The sequence below is a fragment of the Hyalangium sp. genome, assembly GCF_035629615.1.
Classification (GTDB): domain Bacteria; phylum Myxococcota; class Myxococcia; order Myxococcales; family Myxococcaceae; genus Hyalangium.
On the sequence record NZ_DASPHO010000181.1, the window covers coordinates 1 to 5420 of the forward strand.

Sequence of the window (5420 nt, forward strand, 5' to 3'; positions counted from 1 at the left end):
AGCGGCAACTGGAGCTTCACGCAGCCTGGGGCGCTGACCGACGGCTCGCACACGGTGAGCGCCACGGCCACGGATGCGGCGGGCAACACCAGCCCCAACTCCAACACCAACACCTTCACGGTGGACCTGACGGCTCCGGCCGCCCCGGTGGTGAGCACGCCTGCTGATGGCTCGACCATCTCCGACAACACGCCCACCTATACGGGCACGGCGGAGGCGGGCAGCACCGTCACGGTGATCGTGGACGGCGCGCCGGTGGGCACCACCACGGCGGACGCCAGTGGCAACTGGACCTTCACGCCCGTCACGGGCCTGACGAACGGCTCGCACACGGTGAGCGCCACGGCGACGGACGCGGCGGGCAACCTCAGCCCCGAGTCCAACACCAACACCTTCACCGTGGACGCCACCATTCCTGCGGCGCCCGTGGTGACGGGTCCGCCCAACAACACGGTGACGAACGACACCACGCCCCCCATCTCCGGCACCGCGCCGCCGAACAGCACGGTGACGGTGTTCATTGACGGAACGGCGGTGGGCACCACCACCGCGGACGCGGCGGGCAACTGGACGTTCACCCCCACCACCCCGCTGGCGGATGGCCCGCACGACATCACCGCCACCGCCTCGAACCCCGCGGGCAACACCAGCCCGCCCTCCAACACCGTCCGCATCATCGTCGACACCGGGGTGCCGGACACCACCATCGTCTCCGGGCCCTCGGGCGACTCCGAGAGCCCCAACGCCGCGTTCAACTTCAGCTCCACCGAGTCCGATGTGACTTACGAGTGCAGCCTCGACGGGGCTGCCTTCGTGCCATGCTCGGATCCCGCCATCTTCGGGGACCTCGCCGAGGGCGCGCACACCCTCCAGGTTCGCGCTCGCGACGGCGCCGGCAACGTGGACCCGACTCCCGCGACCGCCAGCTGGAACGTCGTTCCTCCCACGGGCGGGGATCGCGACTTCCTCGGCGACGGCATCGGCTGCGCCACCTCGGGCGGTGATCCTTCGTCGCTGGCGATGATGGGGCTGGGGCTGCTCGCGGTGCTGATGGTCCGCAGGCGCCGCCAGTAGTTCCTCGCGGTCTTGAGGAGGCCAGTGGCCCGGGGGGCATGAGCACCGGGCCACTTCGTGGCGCTATGCGCTCGAGCGCGCCGCCGGTCCGCTTCGTCCGTACTTTCGAGGGGGATTCAGAAGGCGCGCCAGGGGGGACTGAGGGCTCTCACCCAGGCGTACCCGGCGCCGGTGAGGCGGGGGGTGGTGGTGATGCTGGGGGAGGGGCAGCCGGAGGCGAAGCGGCGGGCGTTTGCGGAGGCGGAGGGGTTGGTGGTTGTGGCGGAATGACAGGTGGCGCTGTTTGCTCGGGCGGACGAGGACTCGGGACGGGAGGGGAGGCCGCAGGAGGTTCCCCCCTCGGTGGCGGGGCCTCGGCCACCACCTCGCCTTGGGGAGTAACTGCGTACACATAGTCCCAGTCGAGAACGCGCCCGCTCGGGCCGCCGCACCGATGAAAGCGCTGCTCCAGCACCACGTAATACAGGCCCGGCGTCGGACCCGTGAAGACGGCGACATCCATTCCCTGCTCGGGACTGGAGCATCCCCTGAACAGTCGTGGAAACGGGTTGGTTCGTATCATCTCGCGGATGGCGGCCGCCGCGGCGAGCGCGGCCCCTGCTTCGATGGGGGGGACGATGGTCTTGACCGATTGCTCGTCTCGCTCGGTCTCGGGCCACACCACCGTTCCTTTCCACGAGGCAGCGGGCACGGCACATCCAGACAGCATCGCTGCGAGCCCTGTAAGCGCGCACACCTTGATCATCTCGCTCCTCCATCGCACCCGGCAACAGTGCTCTGGGCACTGCATCTCGTCCCCAGGGTGCCCTCAAGCCTTGAGTTCTTCTGTCCGGCCGTCGTCACGTGCCAAGCGTCTACTCGCGCAACAGTTGCAGAGATCCATCACGACATGAGGGCAGGGTATTACGAAAGGGGGTGGCTCCGAGTGGGGCGCAGGTACCGAGAGTGACCCAGTGGGCCTTGGCTTCACTCCACTGTTGGACCTCGCCCGTGGGAAAGTAGCGCAGGAAGACGCGCGTGCCGTCCTGGCGCTCCGCTACCACCGGACTTCCGCCATGGCCACATAGGGTTTGAACGCATCCGTAGGCCATGTGCTGAGATCACGCGAGGAGAGAGTCCCAGCGCACGGATGGTTATGGACGTACCCCACGACCCATACTTGGGAGGAGGGGTAATCGTCATCCTTCACTGCGAAGAACGGTTCGCACGACTTGTGGCTTCCTCCAACAGGCTCGGACACCCGCCAGGACAGCGAGTCGCGGTCTCCGGCGACATAGACCGTCGAGCAGTACTCCGTGGACAGGCCCATGATGGGCCGCTGCGTGGCTGGGTCACACACCTTGGCGCCGGGGCGCTTGAGAAGCGCATCCGCCACGTCCCGCAGCAAGGAGATGGGGATGGAGGTGTCCCCTGTGGGCATTTCGACAGCGGGCACTTCCGACCACGGTCCCCTGGCCATGGTCGCGTCTTGCGCGGTGGTGTTAGGCGGGGTCGGCGTAGCGCATGCTGCTCCGAACAGAAGAAGCGGAAGCACGGATCTCATGAAGGCGTTCTCGCGAGGGAGCTGGCCCAAGACGGTGCGGCAACCGCCGTCTTCGTGAGCCTAGCCGTGAGCCAGTCCCTCCGTGTTGGCCTCCCCCTCCTCACCAGGGGCCCAGCGACTCGGAGCTCCCAGCTCCGGGTCGTCTCATGCAGGACACTCCTACCCACCGAGGCATGCCTCTCCCAGCCCCGGGAGGACGCTCGGCACGCCCGTCCTCCGAGGGCCCGGCGGCTCGGAACCCACCCCAGGAGTCAGCTCTCGGCCCCAGGCACTCAGGCCCTCGCCGCAAGGCAGGAGCCTGGGCAGGGGTCTTGGGTGACCTCATTCCTTGTTTCTCTTCCTCCCCGTGTGGGACCCGGTGGGGTAGTCTCGGAACCCTAGGAAAGGAATGCCCCGAGGCCACCCGCCGGGTGGCAGAGCCCCCGCATCCGCATGAGCGCCTCCAGTCCCCTCTTCGGTGACCTCCTGCTCAAGCTGGGCATCGTCACGCCCACCCAGGTGCAGGAAGCGCTCGCGCTGCAGGCCCTCACCGGCCAGCGCGTGGGCGAGGCCCTCATTTCCCTGGGCTACGTCACCCGCGAGCAGATCCAAGACGCGCTCGGCGAGGCGCTTGGGCTCACCAGCGAGAAGTCGGCCGCCCACCCGCCGCTGGGCGAGCTCCTGGTGGGGATGAAGTACATCTCCCTCAACCAGCTCGAGGAGGCGCTCGTCTTCCAGCGGAAGGACGGCCGCAAGCTCGGCGAGATCCTCGTCGAGATGGGCTACTGCACCTACAAGCAGATCTACGAGGCCCTCAGCCTGCAAGGCCGCATCTCCGGACGCCAGGAGCCGCCGCGGCCCGCCACCGAGGGCAAGCACCGCGTCATGGTGGTGGATGACAGCCCGCTGGCCTGCGCCTTCGTGCAGGAGGGGCTCGAGACGCTGGGCTACGAGGTGGTCATCTTCGATGATCCGTACAAGGCCCTGGAGCAGGTGGGGCGGGTCCAGCCGGCCATTGTCCTGACGGACCTGGACATGCCGGGGCTGGACGGGGTGGAGCTGTGCCGGCGGCTGAAGGACGGCCCGGCGCGGCAGGTGCCCGTCATCATCCTCACCGCCAATGATGGAGAGACGGAGCGCGTGCAGGGCCTGCGCGCCGGCGCGGACGACTACGTCAACAAGTCCGCCTCCATGAACGAGCTGTCCGCGCGCATCGAGAGCGTGATGCGCCGCACCGGCGAGACGGAGCGCATGCGCAAGCTGTTCGCGCGCTACACCTCCGACGCCGTGGTGGAGGAGATCCTCAAGAGCCCGGACACGGTGGTGCTCACGGGCGAGAAGCGCGTGGTGACGGTGCTCTTCGCCGACATCCGCAACTTCACCGGGCTGGCGGAGAGCCTGCCCCCCGAGCAGGTCGTCGGTATCCTCAACCAGGTGCTCGGGCGGCTGTCGGACGCGGTGCTCACGTGCGGCGGCACGCTGGACAAGTTCCTGGGGGATGGGCTGATGGCGGTGTGGGGCGCGCCCGTGCACCGCTCGGATGACGCGCTGCGGGCGCTGCAGTCGGCCAAGATGATGATGGTGGCCATGGGCGAGCTGCGTGCCGAGGCCGAGGCGGAGTGGATTGCCGACGCGCGCAGCGGGCAGCCCCTCGTCCTGGAGCTGGGCATCGGCATCAACTCGGGCGAGGTGGTGGCCGGCAACATCGGCGGCGCCATGCGCACCGAGTACACGTGCATTGGCGACGCGGTGAACGTGGCCTCGCGCCTGTGCGCCCTGGCCGGGGCGGGAGAGATCCTCGTGGGCGAGCGCACCCGCCTGCAGGTGCAGGGCCGGGAGATGGCTTTCGAGGACCTGCCGCCGGTGCGGCTCAAGGGCAAGCAGCAGCCCGTGCCCCTCTACCGCGCGCTGTGAGGCCATGAGCGAAGACACGGCTCGCACGCGGCGCCTGGCTCCCCTTCGGTTCTTCCTCGGGCTGGCCGTGGGGCTCTGCCTGGTGGTGACGACGGTGCTGTTCGCGTTCCGCCACCGGGGGGATGAGTCCTGGGTGCGCATCCACCAGGACTTCGCGGTGATTGGCTCCGCGCTGGAGCGCTACCGCGCCGAGAAAGGCGCCCTGCCCGAGGACGACTCGCTGGGCTTCCTCGTGCCGGAGTACCTGCCCGCGGTGCCGGTGGACCCCTGGGGCCGCCCGTACGTCTACCTCAACAACGGCAAGCAGCCGCTGCTCATCACCTTCGGGCGGGATGGCGAGCGCGGTGGGCAGGGCGTGGAGCAGGATCACAGCCAGGTTGACGGCCACACCCGCTGATCCGGCCGCGCCCCGGGCACGAAGCGGACGAGCGAGCCAGGGCTGCCCGTGCAGGAGCCTCGACTGCCTGCCGCACCTGGGGTGCCGTGTTCGTGTCGCCTGTCCCTTCTAGGAATGAGCAGCGTGGAGAGAGGTCGGGGCGCCGAGGAGGCGTGGCTCGTTGTGTGTTCTCCCGGTAGAGCCCCGAGTCCCCGAAGGAGGCTGCCATGCCCATCGTCTGCGTCACGAACCTGTCCCCGGACTCCGTGAGAGCAGCCAGCGCCGCGGCGGCTCTGGCGGCAAGGCTGAAGGAGCCCCTGTCGCTGTACGGCGTGGCGGAGCACGAGGGCTCGGACGGTGGAGGTGCCGGCATCCAGGCGAGCCTGCCCGAGCGCCTCGAGCGGGAGGCCGAGCGCCTCCGAGCGCTGGGCGTGGAGGTGCACGTCGTCCTGAGCTCCGACATCGAGGAGGCGGTGGTCAGCGACGAGGTGTGCCGTCAGGCCCGGTGGTTGGTGCTGGCCGCGGAGGGCTGGC

5 protein-coding genes are annotated in these 5420 nt (G+C 69.1%); 4 read left to right on the forward strand and 1 reads right to left on the reverse strand.

All coding sequences use genetic code 11. From position 1 onward, the window contains the following. Positions 1-1074 (forward strand): Ig-like domain-containing protein (locus VD972_RS09335; protein ID WP_324984085.1); only part of this gene is annotated, 1074 nt, incomplete at its 5' end. Positions 1075-2110: 1036 nt separating this feature from the next. Here the strand turns inward: VD972_RS09335 and VD972_RS09340 are convergent. Further along, positions 2111-2509: a hypothetical protein gene (locus tag VD972_RS09340; protein ID WP_324984089.1), complete on the reverse strand. Its 399-nt coding sequence runs from the start codon at positions 2507-2509 to the stop codon at positions 2111-2113. 540 nt (positions 2510-3049) lie between these two features. Between VD972_RS09340 and VD972_RS09345 the strand changes: the two genes are divergently transcribed. The 3 genes from VD972_RS09345 to VD972_RS09355 all read left to right on the forward strand — a co-directional run. Next, on the forward strand, positions 3050-4510 hold the full coding sequence (locus tag VD972_RS09345; RefSeq protein ID WP_324984092.1) for a response regulator: 1461 nt from the start codon (positions 3050-3052) through the stop codon (positions 4508-4510). A 4-nt stretch (positions 4511-4514) separates the two neighbouring features. Beyond that, positions 4515-4907: a type II secretion system protein GspG gene (locus VD972_RS09350; RefSeq protein ID WP_324984096.1), complete on the forward strand. Its 393-nt coding sequence runs from the start codon at positions 4515-4517 to the stop codon at positions 4905-4907. Between the two features lie 206 nt (positions 4908-5113). Then, positions 5114-5420: universal stress protein (locus VD972_RS09355; RefSeq protein ID WP_324984099.1), on the forward strand; the 307-nt coding region annotated here is incomplete at its 3' end.